We start from the raw sequence: 22,052 nt of genomic DNA, 5'->3' as shown, positions 1-22,052 counted from the left end.
TGCCGAGGATCGCCGACCAGGGTGTGGGTGCGCTGGCAGCCCGCTGCCCGGCCGCTGTACAGTCGGCTTTCGTTATCGTCTAGGCGTGTCCGAAAGCTTTACCGAAACATTCGCGGCAGGGCTGGCGGGCTACGGCAAGCAGCGATGCATCGAATTCGACGGCCGTTGGTACTCCGGTCACGACATCACCGAATACGCCGACGCCATCGCAGACACGCTGCGCGGGGCCGGGGTGCCCGACGGTGCCCCCGTCGGCCTGGTGGTCCGCAACCGGCTCCCGCACGCCGCCGCGATCATCGGCATGCTCGCTGCAGGCAGACCGGTTTCGATGATCTATTCGTTCCAGTCGCCGGAAGCGATCGGCCGCGACATCGAGGAATTGAACCTCTCTGCGATCATCGCCGATCGGGATGACTGGACCGACGAGGTCATCACCGCGGCCAAGCGCGCGGGCAGTGCGGGCGTGCTGATCTCGTCGAGGGCGCCCCGTGTCTCGACACTCAACGGGCTCGAGAAAAAAGACGTTGCCCGTCAGCACGCTGAGGCCAGACCCGGTGTGGCGCTACAGATTTTGACCAGCGGCACTACCGGGCCGCCGAAGCGCCACGACATCAAGACCTCGGTGCTGCAGCGCACGGTGTTCAGCGTGACCAGCGGTGAAAAGGCGACGCCGGACGCGCCGCCGGAGTTGGCCTACTGGCAGTTCGGCGGCATCGGGGTGTGCCAGTTGGTCGCGGGTGTGCACAACACCAGGCGCATCGTCATGCTCGAGCGGTTCAGCGTCGACACGTTCGTGAATGCGATCAAGACGCACGGCATCAAGCGCTGTGGTGTGCAGCCCGCCGTTGTCCGCATGCTGCTCGACGCCGACGTGCCGAAGGATGACCTCGCGTCTCTGGAGTTCCTGATCAGCGCGTCGGGTCCCCTCGATCCCGAAACACGCGACGAGTTCGAGAAGCACTTCAATATTCCCATTCGGTTGGCCTACGGGGCAACAGAATTCGCGGGTTCGCTGTGCGCCTGGATGCCCGCCGACATCGAGAAGTTCGAAGACACCAAGCGCAACAGCGTTGGCAGACCGCTACCCGACACGCAAGTGCGCGTGGTCGATCCGGACACCGGAGCCGAAGTGCCCACCGGCGAGCAGGGCCTGCTGGAAGCGAAGGTCACCCCGATCGGTCCCGACTGGATCCGCACCACCGACATCGCCTCGATCGATTCCGACGGGTTCGTCACCCTGCACGGCAGAGCCGACGGTGCCATCAACCGCGGCGGGTTCAAGATCCTTCCGGACATCGTGCGGCGCGTGCTGATCTCACATCCCGCCGTGCGCGACGCCTGTGTGGTGGGCGTGCCCGACAAGCGGCTGGGGCAAGTGCCCTTCGCGGCCATCGAAGCCACGCCCGGGATGGCTGCTCCTTTGGTCGACGACCTGAAAGACCTTGTCCGCCAATCGCTGCCGGTGTACAACGTGCCGGTCGACTTCGCCTTCGTCGACGAATTGCCGCGCAACCCGGCGCTGAAGGTGAGCCTGCCCGCCGTCGCGGCGCTCTACAAAGCGCGCTGCTGACTCACAGCGATCCAAGGTCCGCCGAAAGCCAGTGTTCCGGTTTCATGAAGATGACCACGCCTTCGCCGTGTTCTCGGCGGGCGAATTCGAGATAGGCGTCCACCTTGTCGGCAGGCAGATAGCGGCGGACCATCTCGACGAGCTGATCGTCGGTGGACGGCTCGATGCGGCTGACCGGGCCGTCGACCGCGACGTAGCGCACCGTCGGCTCGGCCCGTTCGACCATCAGCGTGAACTCGCCCTGCGCCTCGATCAAGCGGTGCTTGCGGGAGCCCTGTCCGGTCTGCACCCATGGCTCACCGCCGGGGGTGTACTGGTACCAGATGGGGACGGTGAGTGGTCCGCGCTTGTCGCCTGCGCTCACCGACAGCGCCGCGATACGCGGCTCGGCCAGAAACTGTTCGCGTTCTTCCTTGGAGAGGGGCATGCGCCCCACGCTAGTCGCGCGTCAGCACCAGGCCCTCGAGAAGAATGCGAGCGAGACGACACCGATGGCCAGGGCGGCCTGGGTCTGCCCCATCGAGGCGGTGCTGACGATTCCGGCGACCGTGCAGATGGCAATGACGGCCAGCAGTAGGCCCTTGACCCAATGGACGCTGTGCTCCGAGCCGCCGGCCCCGGCAAGCCTGGTCTTGGGTGCCGGTACCGGATGACCGTTATGACTGAGCACGGCGCCTCCCTTGTGTGCCAGCTCACATTCTCTTGTTAATGTGAGGCACACCATATCGCACGTTGGCCGTTCGCTGGCTCATTCGTGACGTCGGTTGAGTGCCGCTCGCCCGTAGCGCGACGAAGCGCTGCAGTTTGCCACTGGCCTGGTTGCGGGGGATCCGGTCGACGATCCGAATGGCGACCGAGGGGTCGGACAGCCCACAGCGACGCAACGCGGTGACCATCGACGTCGTCAACGTGCCGACGTCGGGGCGGCCGACGGCGAGGATGTCGGCGCCCTTGTTCGTCTGCGTCACCTGATATTCCGTGATGCCTGGATCGGTGCCCAGCACATGCCGGAACGTGATGGCGGGCACCGTGACAGGGCCGTAGCGAAAGTCGTCGTCACGCCGGCCGCCGATGTCGGCGACCCGGGCGAACGCGCTGCCGCACTCGCAGGGGCCGGGTAACAACGTCACCTCGTCGCCGAGGTCGTAGCGGATGAACGGGAAGGTGAGGTTCGCCAACCCGGTGGCAAGCGTTCGGGCCGCCGGTTCGTCGGGACCCACCGGAGCGCCGTTCGCATCGACGCGTTCCAGCACCACTTCGTCCTCACAGATGTGCAGTCCCTCGCCCATCCCGCAACCGACCGCCTGCACCCCGATCTCGGTGGATCCCCAGAGATTGTGGATCGATGCACCCCACGCCTCGGCGATCGCCTGGCGGTCCTCATCGAGCAGCGGTTCGGAGTTGGTGCTGATCCGGACCGGGTGGCAATCCAGGTCTCCCGTCAGCGAGGCGCGGGCGAGTCGACCGACGACCGAGGGATAGCCGACCAGGTGCGTTGGGCGCGCGGCGGCGACGGCGGCGAGCACCTCGTCGAACGGTGCGCCGGCCGGGATGACGACCGTCTCCATGCCGACGGCGGTGGGGATGTCGAACAGCGGGGTGCTGGCGTGCGGCGGCAGGCCTGCCTCAAGGACGGCCAACCGCGTCGCGCGCGGCGGCTCTCGTCGCTCCGCCCGCGCCTGCGTCCGCCATGCCAGGCATGCGGCCGACAAGAAGAATTGCCAACCCCAGACGTACACCCCGCGTACCCCGCTGGAGCCGCCCGAGCTGAACACCTGATAACCATCAGGTGTGTACGAATACCATTCCTGTTGCGACAGAATGCGTTCGGCACGTTCGCGGTTGAGTCTGCGGTCGGTGACGATGTCGTCCCAGCTGTCCTGTGCCTCCTGCTTCGTCATCACCGGCAGGCTCGCGAGGTCGGCGACCGAAGCCGACGGCAGGTCGATGGCGCGCAACCGGCGGGCGTGAAACGGCGACCGTTGCCTTGCGTACGCCAATAGTTCCCTTAGTCGGTGTTCGCGGTAGCGGTTGATCTGCTCCGGTGTCCAGTCAAGGCGCGCGACATGATCGACGAGCGCGGCCTGCACCGCGTTCAGGTGGACGGCGCGCATGCGCTCGTACTTCGCTCGGGCCGTCATGGAGTCCCACATTCAGTGCATATCTGACGTCGCCGTCAACAGCATAGGTCGCGCAGCTGGTGAACTCAGCGGATTACCGGCACCCGAACTTGCGCGTCGCCGGTGCCGCCCGCCGCATAGAGTCGTCAGTCATGCGCTTCGGACTCTTCATTCCGCAAGGCTGGCGGCTCGATCTCGTCGACATTCCCGTTGAACGGCACTGGCCGGTGATGCGTGACCTCGCCGCTTACGCCGACGGCGGCGACTGGGACTCGCTGTGGGTCTACGACCACTTCCACACCGTGCCGGTGCCGACGCATGAGGCCACCCACGAGGCGTGGTCGCTGATGTCGGCCTACGCGGCGTCGACCTCGCGGATCAAGCTCGGCCAGATGTGCACGGCGATGGGGTACCGCAATCCGGTCTACCTCGCGAAGGTGGCCGCCACCGCCGACATCATCTCTGGGGGCCGGGTGCAGATGGGCATTGGTGGCGGCTGGTATCAGCACGAGTGGGAGGCCTACGGGTACGGCTTCCCGTCGGCCGGTGTCCGATTGGGCATGCTCGACGAGGGCGTGCAGATCATGCGCGACGCCTGGCGCAAGGGCGAGGTCACTCTCAACGGTGAGCACTACCGGGTCCAGGGCGCGATCGTGGCGCCAAAACCGTTGCAAGACGGCGGCCTTCCGCTGTGGATCGCGGGCGGCGGCGAGAAGGTGACATTGCGCATCGCCGCCAAGTACGCGCAGTACACCAACTTCACCTGCGAACCCGACGGATTCGCACACAAGTCCAAGGTGCTGGCCGACCACTGCCGCGAGGTCGGCACCGACTACGGCGCGATCGTGCGGTCGGCCAACTTCAACGCCGTGGTGGGTGAATCGGAGGCCGAGGTCTCCGACCGGGTGGCCCGGGTCCGGGACAGGCTCGTCTCGGTGGTGAACGAGGCCGCCGTCGACGGCATGTTCGGGACGGTCACCGCGCCGGAATCGGCCAGCGGCACCCCGGAACAGATCGTCGAGAAGCTCACGCGGATGCGCGACCTGGGTTGCGAATACGCGATCTTGAACTTCCCGGAGGCCGCCTACGACCGCTCCGGCATCGAATTGTTCGAGCGTGAGGTCATCCCTGCGCTGAGCTAGCCGGCGATCGACGCCTGATAGTGCAGGATGTGCCACCCGTCGTCAGTGCGTGCCACCAGCACGCCCAGATTCACGCACACCGTCGGCCTGTCGGCGTAAGAGAAGTCGGCACGGATGTATCCCAGCACCAGATCATCTGCGGGCCTGCGGGTTTCGAGCACTCGGTAGCTGACCCTCATGTCGCGGGGTTGACTGTCGTAGTAGTCGAAGACCCCGGCTCGTCCCACGCTGTAGGGACGCAGTCCCTGGAAGATCGCGTTCTGGGCGAATACCGCGGCCACCTGTTGTGGATCGTGCGCGTCGATTCCCGCCTGCCACTGGTCGAGGACGCCGCCCAGAATCTCAGTGTCCTGCACTCTGACCACCGTCCACATGCAGGATCTCGCCGGTGACGAAATATGCGTTCTCCAGGTAGAGGACCGCGTCGACGACGTCGTCGATGTCACCAAGCCTGCCGACCGGATGCAGTTTCGCCAGCGCACCGTAGGACTCGGGATCGTGCATCGGGGTGCGGATGATGCCGAGTGCGACCGCGTTGGAACGGATCCCGCGGTCGGCGTATTCGATGGCCAGCGCCCTGGTCACCGCGTTCAGGCCGCCCTTGGTCAGTGACGCCAACGCCGACGGCACCTGCGCGTTGGCGTGGTCCACCAGGCTGGTCGAGATGTTCACGATGTGCCCGCCTCCGTCCCGGGTGAGCATCGCGGCCACGGCCGCGCGAGACACCTCGAAGAACCCGCGAAGGTTGACGCCCGTCACCGCGTCGTAGTCCTCGTCGGTGTATTCGGTGAAGGGCTTGGGAATGAAGATGCCAGCGTTGTTGACCACCGTGTCGACCCGGCCGAACCGTTCCATCGCCGCCGCCACGATGCGCTGCCCGACGCCGGGCGTTGCGATGTCGCCGGGCACCGCCAAGATCATCGGGTCGTCGCTCTCACCGATCGAGCGTGAGTTGGCGACCACCGCGTAGCCGAGTTTGCGATAGCCGGTCACCAGGCTCTCCCCGATACCTTGTGAGGCGCCGGTGATGATGGCGACGCGTTGTGAGTTGGTCATTGGCCGATCCCTTCGTCATGTGGATGCACGATGCAACACGGATGCGGTCGCCCGCGATGCTCGACGGGTGCGACCGGTTCGCTCTCTGGTGAGAGGCATCGCCTACTACGCTTGTCACGTGGAGCTGCGCCAACTGCGCTACTTCGTGACCGTTGCCGAAGAGCTGAACTTCGCGCGCGCGGCCGAGCGGTTGCACATCGCGGGCCCGTCGCTGTCCCAACAGATCAAGGCGCTCGAACGAGACTTGAAGGTCAGTCTGTTCGACCGCGATCGCCGCTCCGTCGCCCTTACCGCCAACGGCGCGGCGTTGCTGCCGCATGCGCGCGCGCTGGTGGAGCAGGCCGACGATTTGCGCAGGCGGGCAGCCGGTTTGATGGCGTCGGAACCGGTGCGGATCGGCTACGTGAACTGGTTCCCGACCGGTTGGGCCGAACGAGCAGCCGGGGTGGCGCAATTGCGGGTGGACACCTGGGTGATGCCGTCGCACACCCAGGCCGCACGAGTCGCCGACGGAAGCCTGGATCTGGCGATCTGTTGGGTTCAGACAACGGATCTTGCGGCGCTGTCGCTGAATGCCCATTTGATCGGGGTGGACCGGTTGTATGCGTTGAGCGTCGGCTCGGAGACCTCGCCGGTCGAGGCGAACGACACGTTGGTGTTGTTGGATGCCGATGAGGCCAGTTGGTCATCGTGGAACCGCTACGCCGAGCAATTTGCCGCGGACACGGGGGCCCGTGCCGTACGGGTCGACGACGGGGGAGTAACGGGCACAACATTTTTCGAACACATCCGGCGACTGCGCAGGCCGGTGCTGAACAACCCGAAGGGGCAGAACGCGCAGCAGCCGAGCGGACTGGTGCGGCGACCGGTCGTCAACCCGGCACCGCTGTGGACGTGGTCGCTGGTTTGGCGCCGCGATGACGACAGGCCAACCGTGCGCGCCGTCATCGACCAGTTCACCCGTGATGTTCCAGCGCTCGACGAGGAAGGGACATGGCTGCCCGCCGCGGATCCCCATCGGCCGACGGGAAGCCGAACTTGAGCACCCCGGCAACGATCGCCGACGTGAACACCACCAGCGCCGCCACCAGCAAGGCGTGTGAAAACCCGTGGTGCAGAAGAGGGGTCACCGCTACCGGACCGACGATCTGGCCGACGGAGTAGCCGCTGGTGAGTAGCGCGACGGCGCCGGGGAAGCCGAGCAGTCGGCCCGCGGCCAGCGCCATCGTGCTGACGCCGATGAAGGTTGACCCGAACAGGATTGCGCCGAGAAGGGCCGCGACGGGGCCTGGTGCCAGCGCGGGCGGCGCGATTCCGAACGACTGCAGCAACAAGGCGCAGGCGAGCAGAGTCGGATGCGACCACCGTGCGCACAGCCAGGTCCACACCGCGGCCGACGGCACCGCGGCGAGGCCGACGAACAGCCAGGCGCCGCTGCCGAGCCAGTCGGAAGAGGTCTGCCTGATGGCGGCGACCAGGAAGGTGCCCGCGACGATGTAGCCGATGCCCTCGAGCGTGTAGCTGACGAAAAGCACTGCAAACCAACGGTTCGCGCGATGCTCGCGAGGTGATTGCGGTGCGGCGCACCCGATGGCGGCGGCACGGGGTCTGGGGCGCATCGTCCACGCGCCGGCGCTCAGCACAGCGGCCAGTGCCGCCGAGGTCCACCATGCGCCCTGCCACCCGACCTTCGCGGGCAAGGTCAGCACCAGTGCACCCGAGAGCGCGATGCCGACGCCGACACCGCCGAAGCCCCAGCCCGGTAGGTGCGGCGGCAGGTGCTCCATCATCGAGTTGACGGCGATGACGAACAACACTGCGCTGACGAAGCCTGCAGCGGTCCGCAACACGAGCCATCCGATTATGTTGGGCGCCAATGGCATAGCGGCCAGCGTCAGCACCAGGACGCCCAACGAAATCCGCCACGCGAGCGTCGAGCGCGCCAACCGCGGCCAGGCCGTCCCCGCCAGCGCGCCGATCAGGTAGCCGACGTAGTTCGCCGTGGCGAGCGCGCCCGCGGCTTGTGGACTGAGGGTGGTTTGTGCGGTCATCAACGGCAGGATCGGGGTGTAAGCGAAGCGGCCGATGCCCATGGCGGCCGCCAACCCGGCGGCGCATCGACCGACGTGTGCCCAGTGCACGTGCATTGCCCAAGGTTGCGTGGCTAGGCGCTCGCTCGCCACGACCGAATGGCTCTCAGCTGGGAGGCGTTACCTCATGTGAGGCCGCGCAAAGCTTGCTAGCGATTCGCTGTGTTCATTACATACCGTATGCAATCCGTGCTACCTGTAATCGTGAACGGAGAGTAAAGGTCTGTCACCGGAACCTGACGGCCCGGTGAACCTGTGGGATCGCTGACGTCTCATTACTTGTAGAGGATCTGTGGGTGCCATCGATTACACGCGATGTTGAGGTCGAATCCCACCTTGCCGTGCGGGTGCCCCGGCCCCGCGTCGTCTCTCAGCGGCCGGAGGCTTGGACCCGCCCGGCGCATCCCGCCGACATGGCCCAGGCCCGGTTGTTCGACACGGTGCTGCTAGGTGAAATAGCCGAACTGGAGGAGCTTGCCGCGTCGATGGAGAAGCGGTGGCTGCGGCGATGTGAGCGTGGCATCGACGACATCAACCGGCCCCCGGAGAACCTGGCGCGAATGCGCGGGCGGGTGTTGGAGGCGCGGCAGTTGTTGGACGCGCTGCGCGACCGATTTCCAACGGACTGAGGGCACCTACGCCGCTCGGCGAGGATCCGCTCAGCGTGATTGCAATCATGGCTCGGTCTTGCCTGTGCAGCCAACGACGACAATGGTGTTGATGATGAAGAAGGTTTCGCTTACCGCGTTGGCGCGGGAGCAACTGGAAGCAGCCCGTGCGGGAAGCAGTGGACGCAGCGCGCACACGGTGTACGGCGGTCACGAGCACTCGCTGCGGCAGACGCTGATGGCGCTCACCGCAGGCAGCCAGATGGACGAACACGAAAGTCCGGGCGAGGCCACGCTGCAGGTGCTCGTCGGCAGGGTGCGGCTGACCAATGCCGAAGTGCACTGGGAAGGGACCGTCGGTGATCACATCGTCGTGCCGCGGACTCGCCACGGCCTGCAGGCGCTGGAAGATTCGGCGGTGCTACTGACCGTCGCGAAAGCCGTTGGCCCGCACGTCTGATCGCGCGCTCGCCAGCCTGACCGCGGTGTGGCTCGTGGCCGGGCTGGTCGGATGTCAGCGCGGACCCGACATCGTCACTTCGATTGTGTTCGACGGTGCGGTTCGCAGCATCACCACCTCAGAAGTGTCCTGCACCAAACAACCCGACGGCGCCCTGGTGATTCTCGTCAAAGCCATGCCGTCGCAGACGGTTCGAGCGCAGCTCACCGAGCAGGGGCGCATCGTCGTGCAGAAGGTAGGCCTGCGCCACGGGGATTGGGCGGGTTATGTCCAGGATCCTCGAGAGGTCACCGCGACCAAGGTCGACGATTCGTACACCTTCACCGGCCGCATGCCGCCGAATCCCGGCGAGTCTCAGTGGCACACCTTCAAAATCGAGACCACGTGTCCGAACTACGTCGACGCGCCGCCGCCAAGGGAACCTGGCTTAGGGGCGCCGTAGCCCTATCGGTGGCTCAGCACGTTGACGATGTTGCCCGCCGGGTCGGCGAAGAAAAACCTGCGCACGCCCCATTCCTCATCGCTGAGCGGATGGACGATGGTCAGCCCGGCTCCGACGGCCGACCGGTGCGCTGCGTCGACATCGTCGACTTCGATCGACACGCTCGGATTGACCGGAGCCGTCTTGTCTTTGGTCATCAGGCTGACCTGGTGGCGAAGCTCGTTATCGGCCAGCGTGACGATCCATCCGTGATTCATCACCTCGTGCAGGCCCAGCACCGCGACGTATGCGTCCCGGGCGGCCTCGACGTCGGGCACGGTGAGCACCGGCATGACACGACGGACTCGTTGGGTCATATCGCCGGGCCCAGCAGGTCGTCGGCGTCCTTGATGACGTAGCCGTAGCCCTGCTCGGCGAGGAACCGCTGCCGGTGCGCGGCGTACTCCGCGTCGAGGCTGTCGCGGGATACCACCGAGTAGAACATCGCCCCGCCGCCGTCATGCTTGGGCCGCAGCAGCCTCCCGAGCCGTTGCGCCTCCTCCTGACGGGACCCGAACGTGCCTGAAACCTGTACTGCCACAGACGCTTCCGGGAGATCGATGGAGAAGTTGGCCACCTTCGACACCACCAGGGTGGAGATCTCACCGCTGCGGAACGAGTCGAACAGCGCCTCACGCTCCGCCGTCTTGGTCGAGCCCTGGATCACCGGCGCATTGAGCTCGGCGCCCAATTCGTCGAGTTGGTCGAGGTAGGCGCCGATCACCAGCGTCTGCTCGCCCTTGTGCTTCTCCAGGATCGACTTCACCACCGCGATCTTGGTGTGCACCGTGGAGCACAGCTTGTAACGTTCGTCGGGTTCGGCGGTGGCGTAGAGCATCCGCTCGTTGTCGGTCATCGTGACCCGCACCTCGACGCACTCGGCGGGCGCGATCCAGCCCTGGGCCTCGATGTCCTTCCACGGCGCGTCGTAACGCTTGGGCCCGATGAGCGAGAACACATCACCCTCGCGGCCGTCCTCGCGGATCAGCGTCGCGGTCAGCCCCAGTCGCCTGCGCGACTGCAGGTCCGCTGTCATCCGGAACACCGGCGCGGGCAGCAGATGCACCTCGTCGTAGATGATCAGGCCCCAGTCGCGGCTGTCGAACAACTCGAGGTGGCGGTATTCGCCCTTGGTGCGCCGAGTGATCACCTGATACGTCGCGATGGTGACCGGCCGGATCTCCTTCTTCTCACCGGAGTACTCGCCGATCTCGTCCTCGGTCAGCGACGTCCGGTTGATCAGCTCACGCTTCCACTGCCTGCCGGCGACGGTGTTGGTCACCAGGATCAGCGTGGTCGCCGACGCCTTGGCCATGGCCGCCGCGCCGACGAGTGTCTTACCCGCGCCGCACGGCAGCACCACCACACCCGAGCCGCCCTCCCAGAACGAGTCTGCAGCCATCTGCTGGTAGTCGCGCAGATGCCAGTCCGCTTGATCCAGCGCGATCGGATGTTTCTCGCCGTCCACGTAGCCGGCCAAATCCTCTGCCGGCCAACCGATCTTGAGTAGCATCTGCTTGACGCGGCCGCGCTCGCTGTTGTGCACGATCACCGTGTCGTCGTCGATGCGGGCGCCGAGCATGGGGGCGATCTTCTTGTTGCGCAGCACCTCCTCGAGCACAGCGCGGTCGAAGCTGACCAATGTCAGCCCGTGCGCCGGATGCTTCACCAACTGCAGCCGGCCGTAGCGGGCCATGGTGTCCACGATGTCGACGAGCAGCGGCTGCGGCACGGCATAGCGGGAGAAGCTGACCAAGGCGTCAACGACCTGCTCGGCGTCGTGGCCCGCGGCGCGCGCATTCCACAGCGCCAAGGGGGTGATGCGGTAGGTATGGACGTGCTCGGGCGCACGCTCCAGTTCGGCGAACGGGGCGATCGCGGCGCGCGCCGCGCCCGCCAACGCATGGTCGACTTCGAGCAGCACGGTCTTGTCGGACTGCACGATCAGGGGGCCGTCGGTCATGCGCGATCCCGCTTCGCTTCTCGCTTGTGGGTCATTCGATCCATTATCCGGATCCCGCCGACGTGCCCTCCTTCAGCGCGTCGCTGCCTGCGGCGGAGCCTTCGCGGGTGCACCGCCCTGGCCGGGCAGCGCGATCTTCGGCGCATCCGGCGTGCCGATCTGGCCTGCCAGCCACGGGAGCGCGGTGGTGAACACGTCGCCGGCCAACGGCCAGTCATGCCGGCCAGGATGTGGGATGACCGCACACGTGATGCCGTTGGCCTGGCCGAGCTTGCACAGCGAGTTGGCGGCCTCGGTCTGGTCGGTGGGCATCCCGGCGGCGTCCTGACCGCCGAGTCCCGTCCCGCTGAGCTTGGGCAAACCGCCCTTGGGCTGCCGAGGTGCGTCCGACGAAATCGCGAACCAGCCCGACACACCGCGATACGGCCCGTGCTCGGTGATCACTGTGGTCGGGTCATAGGTGGCCCATGCTGCGGCGTTGCCGCCGTAGAGGCGGGCGATGGTCTGCTCCTTGGTGCCCGCGTTCGGGCCGGTGTCCCCGGCGATGTCGACGAAGGTGCTGAACAACTCGGGGTGCATCACGGTCAGGTCGACCGCGCACGTGCCACCCATCGACCAACCGACGATGCCCCAGTTGGCGGGATCGGGCGAGACGCCGAAGGTCGACGTCACGTAGGGCACGACGTCCTTGGTGAGGTGGTCGGCAACGTTGCCGCGCGGCCCGTTGACGCATTCGGTGTCGTTGTTGAACGAGCCGCCGACGTCGACGAAGACGAACACCGGCGTGTTGCCGTCGTGAGCCGCCGCGAACTTGTCGATCGGCGTTATCGCGTCGCCCGTGCGCGGCCAATCGGACGGTGTGTTGAACTCACCTGCGATCATCATCACCACCGGCAGCTTGGGCGCGTTACGGGCGAACCAAGCCGGCGGCAGGTAGACGAGTTCGGTCCGGTGCTTGAACCCCGACGCGTCGGCGGGGATCGTCACCGGCACGAGCGCCCCGTGCGACGGCGCACCCTTACCGCGCATCGCCATCACGGTGTTCATATCCGTCTCATCGGGCAGGGGTCCCGCGGTGAGTTCGTTCCACGCCGCCTGCACGGTGCGGAAGTAACCGACCCACAGATTCAGCGACACGCCCGCACTGAGCAGGCACATCAGCACCGCCATCAGCGAAACCCCGCGCCGCCACCACTGGGTGCCGCGCCAGCCGAGCAGCGCCACCGTCAACGCCAGACCCGTCAGCCCGACCCAGATCCACAACGACGACGGCGCCGGATCGCCTGCGAGCCCCTCGGAGTCGATGTACCAGTGCGCGCACGCCGCCAGAATCAGTCCGACGACGACCGCAATCGGCAGCCAGACCAGCCGCCACCGCCGCGACCGCCAACCGATCGCGGCCACCAGAGCCACCGCCGCAACGGCCCAGATCGTCGGTGGTAGCCAGCCGTGCAGCAATGAAACCCCGCCGCGGTATCCGCCGACAGCCTGCGCAGCCGCGTCCAACGTCGTTGTCACACAGACATGTTCACCAACGGTGCTGTGAACTCGCTGTGTCGGCGGTGACTATCCGGCATCGGCGGCGACCACCGAGGTGACTCGGTGAATCGCGAACTCGCGCACCCGGCCCGACGCCGGATCGTAGGCCGTCAACTGCCCGCCGCGGACATTGATCGGTGCGACCACGCGTTGAGTCGCCACGCCCGCGGGGTCGACGTAACCGATCACCACCGACGCCTGGTGGTGCGCGGCCTCCTGCAGTTGGGAGATCGCGACGGCGGGATCGAGGCGCATGTTGTCGAACGACGCGGACGCCACCTTGCGCAACACGGCGACGATCGCGCCGAGCGTCTGGCTGGTCGGCGTCGGCGGCCGATAGCTGCGGCGTCGCCCCGGCGGCGCGGGCACCCTGGCACCGCGGGCGCGGATGTCGACGATCGTTCCGGTGGAGTCCTCCGCCGCGGGCGCGAAACCCGCATCCCGCAACCCGGCGAGCACATCGGAGATCGGCGCCTGGGACACCGCGACGGTCGGAGCGAGCGGTCGCATCTCCAGTTGGTCGAGCGCCGCGACGGCCTGTGCGAGCAGCGCAGGGTCCTCACACCGCACGAACGACTGGGCCATGCCTACCCGCAGCTGCCCGTGCCGGCGCGCGACGTCATCGATCAGGTAGGTAAGACCCTGCGGCACAGGGGTTTTCGAATGCTTGCTGAACAATGCATGCAGCTCGCTGGCGGTGCGCCCGGTGTCGAGGGCGCGCCGGATCGAGGCCTCGCTGATGCGGTACACCATCGCCGCCCCAGCGGATTCCACTGTCGCCACAGAGGCCAGTTGCTCGGCCAGATCGCGCTGCAGCGGTCCCGGCACGATGACCGTCAGATCGGCCTGCAGCAGAAAGTGGTCGATCGGTGCGGGCAGCACCTTGTCCATGGCCTCGATCACAGCTTCGGCCGAGTCGCCTGCGAGCATCTTGCGCGCGGGCGACGCGATCGCACCCCTGCCGACCATGCCCACCGCATGCGCCTCGGTGAGCAGGGCTCCGACGGGGTCGGGTTGCAGGCGGGCGGCCCACCGCGGGCGCCGCCACGTCATCGCGCGCGACGCCGATGCGGCGTCGACGCCGGACCCGGCGGGCAGGTCGGCCAGCACGTCCAGCAGTAGCTGCCGGTCCAGTGGCGCCGCCGTCGAGAACAACGAATCCGACAGTGCCGCATAGGGTTTGCCGTCAGGCCCGCGGCTGCCCACCAGGCTGGGCCTGCCGGGCAGGTCCAGCCACGTGGTCGCCAGCAGATGCCACTTCGAGGCGGTCGACGCCTCGACGAACCGGTCGGCTGCCACCGTCGGCGCCCAATACGGCCCGATTCCGCCGTCGTGCGGATCGGGTTCGGGCATGCCCGCCGAGATCAGCTTGGCGGCCGCCGCCACTTCCAGGATCAGCCCAAGTCGCGCCTCGTCGATGCCGGTGGCCTTGGTCAGCCGCTTGACGTCGCGCACGCCGAGCCCGCCGCTGCGAAGCTCGGGAACCGGTGCGGCGCCGAGGGTTTCGAGCACCAACTCGACCTCGCGCTGCAGGTCGAGCACCGCGCCCGCGGCCACCGCGTCGACATCGGCGGCGGTGGTGGTCGACACCGTCGGATCCGGTTGCACCAGGTGCACAGGACCTGGCTGCTCGCCGCGCATCACCTGACCGACCAGCCGGGGCAGGATCACGGTTTCGTCGTCCACCTGGCGCAACAGCCCGGACGCCAGCAGCCGCTGCACGGGCCGGTCGGGTGGGGTGCCCGCAGCGGCGTCGCGGGTGCGGCCGACCGGGGAGCCTTCGAGCAGTCGCTGCAGGAGTTCGCGCGCGGGTCCGTCGAGCGCTTCCAGCCGGGCTGCGACGTCCGTCTGCTCGGCGTCCTCCAGCGTGGCCTGGCCGGGATACCACGGCAGGCCCGCCGCGGCCTCGGCGACGACCCGCACCTCCGCGTCGCCCCAGACCAGCGCCCGCGCTCGGAGGTCGTCGAGGGCGTCAGCGACGGCGCTCTCTTGCGCGCGGCCGCCGATCAACGCCACCAGCTTGGCCAGTGGCACGGCCGCGGTGTCGGCATGCAGCACCAGCAGTCCGTCGAGCAGCGCCAGATGCAGGAAGTCGAGCCCGTCGGTGGCGGCCTTGACCGACTGGCGGGCCTGCGCGCGGGCCGCCAGCGCCGCGATGGTGCCTGGCGGCGGTTGGGTCAGGTCGGGCCGCAGCTCCAGCAGCCGGATCAGCCGCTCGTCGTCAAGCTCGGCCAGCCAGGCGCCCAGCGGGATGCCCGGAGAACTTTCGGTCATTGTTGACCAGCGTAAAGCAGCTGGCCGGTGTCGCCAGCGGTCGCTGCGCCTGCGACAATGTCGGTGTGGCTGACAACAAAGGCAAGAACCGATACGTCGACCCGGGCTGGCCCGTTCTCGACGGCGATGACGATCACGCGGTCAGCGAGCTGGCCACTGACCGCACCGGTGCGTTGTCGCCATTCGGCGAGCTGGTCTTCCCTCAGCCTGCCGACGAGTTGCCCTACGTCCACCCCGTCACCGTCGTCAACAGGTAGCGGTGGACCAAGCCCGTCGGCTGTCGCACCTGGACGAATCCGGTGCGGCGCACATGGTCGACGTCACGGGTAAGGACGCCACCAAACGCACCGCCGTCGCGGCAGGAACCTTCCACACCACCGCCGAGGTCGTCGCGCTGATCGCATCGGGCGGGCTGCCGAAAGGCGACGCGTTGGCCACCTCGCGGGTCGCGGGCATCATGGCCGCCAAGCGCACCAGCGACCTCGTCCCGTTGTGCCATCCGCTTGCGCTCACCGGAGTCGACGTCGACTTCGAAATCGGCGATGCCAGCGTCGGCATCACCGTCACAGTGCGCACCACCGACCGCACCGGCGTCGAGATGGAGGCGATGACCGCCGTCAGCGTCGCCGGGCTGACGCTCTACGACATGATCAAGGCCGTCGACCCCGCCGCCCGCATCGACGACATCCGCGTGCTGCGCAAAGAGGGCGGCAAGACGGGACTATGGACTCGGTGACGATGAGCGCTTGCGCGAAGAACAGACGATGATGACCCGGTCGGGTCGGGTGGTGATCGCTTCCACACGCGCCGCGGCCGGGGTCTACGAGGACCGCACCGGGCCGATCATCGTCGACTGGCTCAACGAACAGGGCATCGCCACACCGGCTCCGGTGGTGGTGCCGGACGGCGCCGACGTCGGCACCGCGCTGTCCGCGGCGCTCGGCGAGAACGTCGACGTGATCATCACGTCCGGCGGGACAGGGATCTCGCCGACGGACCGCACCGCCGACATCACCGCGGGCCTTGTCGACTACCAGATCCCCGGTCTCGCCGACGCGATCCGGCGGTCGGGCCTGCCGCACGTGCCCACGTCGGTGCTCTCGCGCGGGGTGTGCGGCGTCAGCGGACGAACGCTGATCGTCAACCTTCCCGGCTCGACGGGCGGGGTCAAGGACGGCATCGGGGTGCTCGACGATGTGCTCGCCCACGCACTCGATCAACTCAGCGGCAAGGACCACGCCCGATGACGGCCGTCGTGCTTCGCGTCGAACTCACCGAACACCTCATCGAACTTTCGGATTACGAGGCGTTGGTGGCGCACGAATCCGCTGGAGCCGTCGTGGGATTCGCGGGCGTGGTTCGCGATCACGACGGCGGCCGCACCGTCACCCGACTCGAGTACTCCGCGCACCCCACTGCGCACCAGATTCTGACGGACGTGGCCGCCGAGATCGCGGCCGACGCCAAGGGGGTGCGGGCCATCGCGGTCAGCCACCGCATCGGCACGCTGCAGATCGGCGACGCGGCATTGGTGGCTGCGGTCGCCGCGGACCATCGGGCGGCCGCGTTCGAGACGTGCGCGCGTCTTGTCGACACCGTCAAGGCGCGGCTACCCGTGTGGAAACACCAGTTCTTCGCCGACGGTTCCGACGAGTGGGTGAACTCGGCCTGACCGCTTAGGCGGGCGGCAGGACCGGCGCGTCGGGCGCAGGCGGCGGTACCGGTGCGCCAGGCGCCGGCGGCGCAGCCGGATCAGCGGGAACCGCCGGGCCGACCGGAACGTTCGGGCCAAGTCCTTGGTCCGGGTACGGCGTGTTCATCCCGCGTTGCGACAGCCCCATGATCAGCGCTTCCTTGCCGCTGATGTCGTGGTTCTGGACCGCTTGCCACAGGTCCTTGAGATAGCTGATGTTCGGGCTGTCGTTGCCGTTGGCACTCGGATCCATCGTCGAGCCAGGGGGCAGGGCGTCGGGGCTGGCGAGGTGCGGAACGCCGTCGGGCAGCGACGGCAGCGCGGCGGCGGCAGCAGCAGGATCGGTCATCGCCTGGTTGGCGGCGTCGAAGGCCGGGCCAGGGATGTTGACAGCGTTGAGCGGGGCCAGTGGATCCGGCGCGGGTGCCGCAACGGCCCCCGGCGCGGGCGGCGCCGGGGGAGCCGGTGGGGCGGGCGGGAGCGGCGGCAGTACGGGGTCGAGCGGTGCGGGCGCATGCAGCGCCCACAGCTGCGGCTGATCGGCGGGTGGCGGGGCGTCGGCGTGATCCCAGTCGTCGGCCAGCGGAGCGGCCGAGGGATCCGCGGGCGGCGGCGCGTCGGCGGGCGGCGCTGCGTCGGCGGGCGGCGCTGCGTCGGCCGGCGGGGGCGGCAACGGCGCGTCCAGCGCGGCGTCGATGACGGGGGCCGCCTCGGGAGCCGGCGGCGCATCGGGCGGCGCGTCGGGTGGCGGGGCCTCAGGCAGCGGGGCCGACAGCGCGTCGATCGGCGCGGCGTCCGGCGGTGGCGGGGGAGCGAGCGGATCGACCGGCGGCGGGGGCAGTTCGCCGTTCACGTCGGGATTGTCGAGCGGTTGCGGTTCGACGACGTTGCGTGGGGTGGAGCCCGAAAGACCCCGGCCGCAGACCGGCCACGCGCCCTTGCCCTGGGTGGCGAGCACGCGCTCGGCGACCGCGATCTGCTCTTCCTTGGTGGCCATGTGCGCGGCAGGCGCATACTGGCCGCCGCCGTGCGAAGCCCAGGTGCTCGGCGAGAACTGCAGCCCGCCCTGGTAGCCGTTTCCGGTGTTGATCGCCCAGTTGTTGCCCGACTCGCATCGCGCGACCTGGTCCCATTCGCCGTCGGTCGCAGCGCTGGCTTGCCCGGCCAGGGCGAGGCTTCCGCTTCCGATTACGGCGCCGGTGAAGGCGATCTTCGCGACGTTTACTGCCGATGCAGTGGGCTTGCGGTGCCGTCCACTCATAGGTGCGCTAGGTCCTCTCATGCACGCCTACGAGGTCAGCTGTCGGGTTCGGGCTGGAGAGGTTGCCCGGCCGTGCTCGGCACGGCTTCACCCCAAGGGGCCGCAAGCGGCTCCTGGTCCTTCTTGTTCGGTGGACCGATTGGGTCCCCCGCCTCCATCCAGGTTGTTCGTCGTTGTCCCGTGGCTCAACGGATGGAGCTCGGCGTAGTTGAGCACGGCGGGCCAAACGATTAGGGGTCGCTGGCTTGGGACGCAACGCTAACGAATCGCGTTGGCCACGTCACCTTTTGGCGAGCACGGCGATTCGGCTACAGGCAAATCTTAAAAGGGCTCTAAATGCCCAAGACGGCAACGCGTTTTCGCAGGTGCGTTTTCACAGATAACAGTTCGTGGTCATCTTGTGACCATTCCGTGATGTGACGCAAATCACGCTTACCCGCCGGCGAACGGGGGAAGAACGTCAACTGTTTGGGTGTCGTTGAGTGTCAACCCCAAGTCCCGCACCGCAATTCCATCGCAGAGATATGAGCATCGGCTCAGCACCTTCGCCAGTGTCGGATCGCGGTCGCCAAGTGTTTGCACCAGCGCAGCGACCGTGGTGCCCGGCGCGACGCCGATGATCTCGTCGTCGAATCCGGCCGCCGCGCGGGCTGCGGCGAAGTAGCGAACTGTCACCTTCACCGACACATCAGCCGCCGATCGCGCTCATGGGACGGTCCGGTTGCACGAAGTCCGGATCGTTGATGCCGTGGCCTGCGGCCTTGACCCACATGGTGGCCCGCCACGCGGCGGCAAGCGCGTCGTCGTCGGCGCCCGCGCGCATCAGTCGGCGCAGATCGGTTTCGTGGCGGGAGAACAGGCAGTTGCGGATCTGCCCGTCGGCGGTGAGCCGGGTGCGGTCGCAGGCCGCGCAGAAGGCGTGCGACACCGAGGCGATGATGCCGACCTTGCCCATCCCGCCGTCGACGTCCCACAACTCGGCGGGCGCCGAGCCCCGCGGCTCCTGGTCCGGCTGCAGATCGAAGTGCTGGCGAAGGGCGGCGAGCACGTCGTCGGCGGCGATGGCCTTGCCGCGCTTCCACTGATGCTCCGCGTCCAGCGGCATCTGCTCGATGATGCGCAGCTGGTAACCGTGGTCGAGGCAGAACCGCAGCAGCGCGACGGCGTCGTCGAGCCCGGTGACCGGGTCGAGCACCGCATTGACCTTCACCGGGTCGAGCCCCGCGGCCTTCGCGGCCGCGAGTCCCTTGACCACGTCATGCAGCCGGTCGCGGCGGGTGATGCGGGCGAACCGGGCGGCATCGACAGTGTCGAGTGAGACGTTGATCCGGTCGAGCCCGGCGCGTTTGAGCTTGGCGGCGCGCTTGTCGAGTCCAATTCCGTTGGTGGTCAACGTGATCTCTGGCCGGGGCCGCAACGACGCGGTGGCCTCGACGACGTCTTCGAGGTGTTTGGCCACCAGCGGTTCGCCGCCGGTGAAGCGGACACTGGTGATGCCGAGCCTGGTGACTGCGATGCGCAGCAGCCGCGCCAACTCGTCGGTGCGCAGCAGTTGCTCACCGGGCAACCAGTTCAGCCCCTCGGCGGGCATGCAGTAGGTGCAGCGCAGGTTGCATCGATCGGTCAACGACACCCGCAGGTCGGTCGCGATGCGGCCGTACGTGTCGACCATCGGTCCGTCGATGGGCATTCCCTTCACGGGGCGCTGCACGGAAGGGACGCCGAGTTCGGTGACGGTCATGCGGCGGCCCGCACCGGTTGGTTGTCGACGGGCACGATCTCCTTGCCCAGCGGCAGCAATGACACCGGGATCAGCTTCAGGTTGGCCAGCGCGAGCGGGATGCCGATGATCGTGACGGCCATCGCGACGGCGGTGAGCACGTGGCCGATGGCCAGCCAGATGCCGAACAAGATGACCCAGATGACGTTGCCGATCAGCGCGCCCGGCCGCGTCCCCGGCTTGTCGACGATCGTGCGGCCGAACGGCCACAGCGCATACGACGCAATCTGCAGTGCGGCGAAGCCGAACGGAATCGTGACGATCAGCACGAAACAGATGAGCGCCGCCAGCAGATAGCCAAGCGCCAGCCACAGGCCGCCGAACAGCAGCCAGATGATGTTCAAAAGCAGGCGCATCTTCCCTCCAGCGGTCGTTCAAGACTACCGATATAAGGGGGTGATGGCGGCTGTGGCCTCCGAGTAAGATCACCTGAACGCGTCCCGGCGCAGGCGGGACGCGTTCCTTATGTATCCATATGTAGTCAATTCTTGAGAGACAAGCGGGTGAGACCAGTGCCGACCGGCCGGGTTAAGTGGTACGACGCCGAGAAGGGCTTCGGCTTTCTGTCGCAGGAAGACGGCGAGGACGTCTACGTCCGGTCCTCGGCGCTGCCCGCCGGTGTCGAGGGTTTGAAGGCCGGGCAACGTGTCGAGTTCGGGGTGGCTGCCGGGCGCCGCGGCCCGCAGGCGTTGAGCCTCAAGCTGATCGACCCGCCGCCCAGCCTGACGCGGACCCGTCGCGAGGCCGCGGCCGCCGAGCACAAGCACACGCCCGACGAGCTGCACGGCATGGTCGAGGACATGATCACGCTCCTCGAGGGCACGGTGCAGCCCGAGTTGCGCAAGGGCCGCTACCCCGACCGCAAGGTCGCCCGCCGCGTTTCCGAGGTGGTGCGGGCGGTCGCCCGCGAACTCGACGCGTGACGTCTGGCCGAGTGGCCACTTAATTCACGTTTTCGCGACGTACCCGTGCCATAACCGGCCACTCGACGCTGGCATGCTGGGGGCATGGCATACGTCGCAGGCGGTGGCGAGTTCAACCGCGACACCAATTACATCACCACCCGCATCACGGCCGACGGGCGCGACGGTTACCCCGTCGAACCCGATCGCTACCGACTTGTCGTCGCGCGGGCCTGCCCGTGGGCCAACCGGACCATCATCGTGCGCCGTCTGCTCGGCCTGGAAGACGTGCTCTCCATTGGGTTCTGCGGCCCGACACACGACGAGGACAGCTGGACCTTCGACCTGGATCCCGGCGGCGTCGATCCGGTGCTGAAGATCCCTCGGCTCAAGGACGCCTACCTCAAGCGGTTCCCCGACTACCCCAAGGGCATCACGGTGCCAGCGATCGTCGAGGTGGCGACCGGGGAGGTCGTCACCAACGACTTCCCCCAGATAACGCTGGACTTCTCGACCGAGTGGGCCAAGTTCCACCGCGAAGGTGCCCCCGAGTTGTATCCCGAGAAGTCGCGCGACGAAATCGACGAGGTCGCCCAGCGCATCTACACCGAGGTGAACAACGGCGTGTACCGGTGCGGTTTCGCCGGCTCGCAGGACGCCTACGACAAGGCCTACGACCGGTTGTTCACCGCGCTGGACTGGCTGACCGAGCGACTGACCGACCAGCGATACCTGGTCGGCGACACGATCACCGAGGCCGACGTGCGGTTGTTCACCACGCTGGCGCGGTTCGACCCCGTCTATCACGGGCACTTCAAGTGCAATCGGCAGAAGCTCGCCGAGATGCCGGTGCTATGGGCCTATGCGCGGGATCTGTTCCAGACGCCCGGCTTCGGCGACACCATCGACTTCGTGCAGATCAAGCAGCACTACTACATCGTGCACAAGGACATCAACCCGACGCAGGTGGTGCCGAAGGGCCCCGACCTGTCCAACTGGCTGACCCCGCACGGCCGAGAAGCCTTGGGCGGCAGACCGTTTGGCGACGGCAGCCCGCCCGGACCGACGCGGGAAGGCGAGCTGGTGCCAGACGGGCACGGCGCCGGATAGCGG

26 protein-coding genes and 1 riboswitch are annotated in these 22,052 nt (G+C 67.5%); of the genes, 12 read left to right on the top strand and 14 right to left on the bottom strand.

Features of this window, described 5'->3' with window-relative positions:
* The first annotated feature begins 85 nt into the window (after positions 1–85).
* Entirely contained in the window at positions 86–1,570 is a 1,485-nt protein-coding gene (locus ACGFK1_RS24965) for a class I adenylate-forming enzyme family protein (RefSeq protein WP_393435699.1), read from the top strand.
* 1 nt (position 1,571) lies between these two features.
* Here ACGFK1_RS24965 and ACGFK1_RS24960 read toward each other — a convergent pair whose 3' ends face one another.
* The 3 genes from ACGFK1_RS24960 to ACGFK1_RS24950 are packed head-to-tail and all read right to left on the bottom strand — an operon-like array spanning position 1,572 to position 3,711.
* Positions 1,572–1,997 carry a pyridoxamine 5'-phosphate oxidase family protein gene (locus tag ACGFK1_RS24960; RefSeq protein WP_393435696.1) on the bottom strand — a complete coding sequence of 142 codons (426 nt, stop codon included), beginning with the start codon at positions 1,995–1,997 and terminating at the stop codon, positions 1,572–1,574.
* Positions 1,998–2,018: 21 nt separating this feature from the next.
* Positions 2,019–2,240, bottom strand: coding sequence for a hypothetical protein (locus tag ACGFK1_RS24955; protein WP_393435693.1), 222 nt, complete (start codon positions 2,238–2,240; stop codon positions 2,019–2,021).
* Positions 2,241–2,262: 22 nt separating this feature from the next.
* Positions 2,263–3,711 (bottom strand): phenylacetate--CoA ligase family protein, encoded by a 1,449-nt coding sequence (locus ACGFK1_RS24950; RefSeq protein WP_393435690.1) that lies wholly within the window; start codon positions 3,709–3,711, stop codon positions 2,263–2,265.
* Between the two features lie 131 nt (positions 3,712–3,842).
* Here ACGFK1_RS24950 and ACGFK1_RS24945 point away from each other — a divergent pair, with 131 nt between their 5' ends.
* On the top strand, positions 3,843–4,832 hold the full coding sequence (locus ACGFK1_RS24945; protein WP_393435687.1) for an LLM class F420-dependent oxidoreductase: 990 nt from the start codon (positions 3,843–3,845) through the stop codon (positions 4,830–4,832).
* Here the strand turns inward: ACGFK1_RS24945 and ACGFK1_RS24940 are convergent.
* Both ACGFK1_RS24940 and ACGFK1_RS24935 read right to left on the bottom strand, forming a co-directional pair.
* Positions 4,829–5,188 carry a nuclear transport factor 2 family protein gene (locus ACGFK1_RS24940; RefSeq protein WP_393435684.1) on the bottom strand — a complete coding sequence of 120 codons (360 nt, stop codon included), beginning with the start codon at positions 5,186–5,188 and terminating at the stop codon, positions 4,829–4,831. The two genes, ACGFK1_RS24945 and ACGFK1_RS24940, sit on opposite strands and share 4 nt — an antisense overlap.
* Complete coding sequence (locus ACGFK1_RS24935; protein WP_393435681.1) at positions 5,175–5,888, bottom strand: SDR family NAD(P)-dependent oxidoreductase; 714 nt, start codon at positions 5,886–5,888, stop codon at positions 5,175–5,177. The genes ACGFK1_RS24940 and ACGFK1_RS24935 overlap by 14 nt, the downstream gene beginning before the upstream one ends.
* Before the next feature lie 118 nt (positions 5,889–6,006).
* Between ACGFK1_RS24935 and ACGFK1_RS24930 the strand changes: the two genes are divergently transcribed.
* Positions 6,007–6,930 (top strand): LysR family transcriptional regulator, encoded by a 924-nt coding sequence (locus tag ACGFK1_RS24930; RefSeq protein WP_393435678.1) that lies wholly within the window; start codon positions 6,007–6,009, stop codon positions 6,928–6,930.
* Here ACGFK1_RS24930 and ACGFK1_RS24925 read toward each other — a convergent pair.
* Positions 6,845–8,035, bottom strand: coding sequence for a YbfB/YjiJ family MFS transporter (locus tag ACGFK1_RS24925; protein ID WP_393435676.1), 1,191 nt, complete (start codon positions 8,033–8,035; stop codon positions 6,845–6,847). The two genes, ACGFK1_RS24930 and ACGFK1_RS24925, sit on opposite strands and share 86 nt — an antisense overlap.
* Positions 8,036–8,274: 239 nt before the next feature.
* Here ACGFK1_RS24925 and ACGFK1_RS24920 point away from each other — a divergent pair, with 239 nt between their 5' ends.
* The 3 genes from ACGFK1_RS24920 to ACGFK1_RS24910 all read left to right on the top strand — a co-directional run bounded on the left by ACGFK1_RS24920 (position 8,275) and on the right by ACGFK1_RS24910 (position 9,488).
* Positions 8,275–8,607: a hypothetical protein gene (locus tag ACGFK1_RS24920; RefSeq protein ID WP_393435673.1), complete on the top strand. Its 333-nt coding sequence runs from the start codon at positions 8,275–8,277 to the stop codon at positions 8,605–8,607.
* A gap of 94 nt (positions 8,608–8,701) precedes the next feature.
* A complete protein-coding gene (locus tag ACGFK1_RS24915) occupies positions 8,702–9,046 on the top strand; it encodes a cupin domain-containing protein (RefSeq protein ID WP_393435808.1) in 345 nt (114 codons plus the stop codon).
* A complete protein-coding gene (locus ACGFK1_RS24910; protein WP_393435670.1) occupies positions 9,030–9,488 on the top strand; it encodes a lipoprotein LpqH in 459 nt (152 codons plus the stop codon). The genes ACGFK1_RS24915 and ACGFK1_RS24910 overlap by 17 nt, the downstream gene beginning before the upstream one ends.
* A gap of 2 nt (positions 9,489–9,490) precedes the next feature.
* Here the strand turns inward: ACGFK1_RS24910 and ACGFK1_RS24905 are convergent, their stop codons facing one another.
* The 4 genes from ACGFK1_RS24905 to ACGFK1_RS24890 form a co-directional block, all read right to left on the bottom strand.
* On the bottom strand, positions 9,491–9,820 hold the full coding sequence (locus tag ACGFK1_RS24905) for a VOC family protein (RefSeq protein ID WP_393435667.1): 330 nt from the start codon (positions 9,818–9,820) through the stop codon (positions 9,491–9,493).
* 20 nt (positions 9,821–9,840) lie between these two features.
* Positions 9,841–11,490, bottom strand: a complete 1,650-nt coding sequence (locus tag ACGFK1_RS24900; protein WP_393435664.1) for a DNA repair helicase XPB — start codon at positions 11,488–11,490, stop codon at positions 9,841–9,843.
* A 72-nt stretch (positions 11,491–11,562) separates the two neighbouring features.
* Positions 11,563–13,008: an alpha/beta hydrolase gene (locus tag ACGFK1_RS24895; RefSeq protein WP_393435662.1), complete on the bottom strand. Its 1,446-nt coding sequence runs from the start codon at positions 13,006–13,008 to the stop codon at positions 11,563–11,565.
* A gap of 48 nt (positions 13,009–13,056) precedes the next feature.
* Positions 13,057–15,303, bottom strand: a complete 2,247-nt coding sequence (locus tag ACGFK1_RS24890; protein WP_393435659.1) for a helicase-associated domain-containing protein — start codon at positions 15,301–15,303, stop codon at positions 13,057–13,059.
* Between the two features lie 65 nt (positions 15,304–15,368).
* On the opposite strand from ACGFK1_RS24890, the gene ACGFK1_RS24885 reads away from it, so the two are divergent.
* From ACGFK1_RS24885 to ACGFK1_RS24870, 4 genes are read left to right on the top strand one after another with little or no spacing between them, the layout of a single operon-like run.
* Entirely contained in the window at positions 15,369–15,560 is a 192-nt protein-coding gene (locus tag ACGFK1_RS24885; RefSeq protein WP_393435657.1) for a hypothetical protein, read from the top strand.
* 2 nt (positions 15,561–15,562) lie between these two features.
* Positions 15,563–16,039 carry a cyclic pyranopterin monophosphate synthase MoaC gene (gene moaC, locus ACGFK1_RS24880; protein WP_393435654.1) on the top strand — a complete coding sequence of 159 codons (477 nt, stop codon included), beginning with the start codon at positions 15,563–15,565 and terminating at the stop codon, positions 16,037–16,039.
* Positions 16,040–16,070: 31 nt separating this feature from the next.
* The gene (locus ACGFK1_RS24875) at positions 16,071–16,550 is read left to right on the top strand and encodes a molybdenum cofactor biosynthesis protein B (protein ID WP_393435805.1); all 480 of its coding nucleotides are present in this window, start codon (positions 16,071–16,073) and stop codon (positions 16,548–16,550) included.
* Complete coding sequence (locus tag ACGFK1_RS24870; protein WP_393435652.1) at positions 16,547–16,975, top strand: molybdenum cofactor biosynthesis protein MoaE; 429 nt, start codon at positions 16,547–16,549, stop codon at positions 16,973–16,975. Before ACGFK1_RS24875 ends, ACGFK1_RS24870 begins: the two co-directional genes overlap by 4 nt.
* A gap of 4 nt (positions 16,976–16,979) precedes the next feature.
* On the opposite strand, the gene ACGFK1_RS24865 is transcribed toward ACGFK1_RS24870, so the two are convergent.
* From ACGFK1_RS24865 to ACGFK1_RS24850, 4 genes are all read right to left on the bottom strand, one after another.
* Positions 16,980–18,257 (bottom strand): transglycosylase family protein, encoded by a 1,278-nt coding sequence (locus tag ACGFK1_RS24865; RefSeq protein ID WP_393435649.1) that lies wholly within the window; start codon positions 18,255–18,257, stop codon positions 16,980–16,982.
* 9 nt (positions 18,258–18,266) lie between these two features.
* Positions 18,267–18,472: riboswitch (cyclic di-AMP (ydaO/yuaA leader) on the bottom strand.
* Between the two features lie 217 nt (positions 18,473–18,689).
* On the bottom strand, positions 18,690–18,944 hold the full coding sequence (locus ACGFK1_RS24860; protein WP_393435647.1) for a MoaD/ThiS family protein: 255 nt from the start codon (positions 18,942–18,944) through the stop codon (positions 18,690–18,692).
* A 1-nt stretch (position 18,945) separates the two neighbouring features.
* On the bottom strand, positions 18,946–19,998 hold the full coding sequence (gene moaA / locus ACGFK1_RS24855) for a GTP 3',8-cyclase MoaA (RefSeq protein ID WP_393435645.1): 1,053 nt from the start codon (positions 19,996–19,998) through the stop codon (positions 18,946–18,948).
* Positions 19,995–20,393: a YccF domain-containing protein gene (locus tag ACGFK1_RS24850; RefSeq protein WP_393435643.1), complete on the bottom strand. Its 399-nt coding sequence runs from the start codon at positions 20,391–20,393 to the stop codon at positions 19,995–19,997. Before ACGFK1_RS24850 ends, moaA begins: the two co-directional genes overlap by 4 nt.
* A gap of 156 nt (positions 20,394–20,549) precedes the next feature.
* Here ACGFK1_RS24850 and ACGFK1_RS24845 point away from each other — a divergent pair, with 156 nt between their 5' ends.
* Positions 20,550–20,960: a cold-shock protein gene (locus tag ACGFK1_RS24845; protein ID WP_393435640.1), complete on the top strand. Its 411-nt coding sequence runs from the start codon at positions 20,550–20,552 to the stop codon at positions 20,958–20,960.
* An 84-nt stretch (positions 20,961–21,044) separates the two neighbouring features.
* Entirely contained in the window at positions 21,045–22,049 is a 1,005-nt protein-coding gene (locus ACGFK1_RS24840; protein WP_393435637.1) for a glutathione S-transferase family protein, read from the top strand.
* Positions 22,050–22,052: the final 3 nt, after the last annotated feature.

Source organism: Mycobacterium sp. NPDC048908 (genome assembly GCF_043197955.1).
In the GTDB taxonomy this organism is placed as follows: Bacteria; Actinomycetota; Actinomycetes; order Mycobacteriales; family Mycobacteriaceae; genus Mycobacterium.
Note: the sequence above shows the minus strand (reverse complement) of the source record. Positions and strands in the feature narration are given on the sequence as shown.